1 protein-coding gene is annotated in these 451 nt (G+C 39.7%); it reads left to right on the plus strand.

Annotated elements, in window-relative coordinates; all coding sequences use genetic code 11:
* Positions 1-50: 50 nt before the first annotated feature.
* Positions 51-451, plus strand: a 401-nt coding sequence (locus tag CXF74_RS21700) for an IS66 family transposase (RefSeq protein ID WP_198552971.1), incomplete at its 3' end; no start/stop codon positions are given.

The following is a 451-nucleotide window of genomic DNA, read 5'->3' on the forward strand; positions in this document are numbered from 1 at the left end:
ACAAAATACGATTGAGATCGGGTGTTTATACATCAGGTGTCATCGCAAGCTTGAAAAACAACCGTGATATTGTGTTATTTGAAACCAATATTGGTCATGCCGGCGAATTTATCGACCGCATATTATACAAGCGTAAAGCAGCGGTTATTCCCATTTTGATGAGTGATGCGCTAGCGAGTAATCAACCGAGCACTTGTAATGTTGCCCCCTCACTTTGTAATAGTCATGCAAGACGACAGTTTGTAGATGTCATCAATCATTTTCCAGATGAGGTTGAGCAACTCCTCGAACGTTATGGTGAAATTTGGAAAAATGAACATAAGATAATGGAGCTTAAACTCTCGTTATTAGAGAGGCTTGAATATCATAAGGCCCACTCACTACCGATACTTGAAGAGATTAAATGGTGGGGAGAAACCCATTTTAATCAGCAAAGCATTGAAGAAAACAG

Source organism: Psychromonas sp. Urea-02u-13 (assembly GCF_002835995.1).
Classification (GTDB): Bacteria; Pseudomonadota; Gammaproteobacteria; order Enterobacterales; family Psychromonadaceae; genus Psychromonas.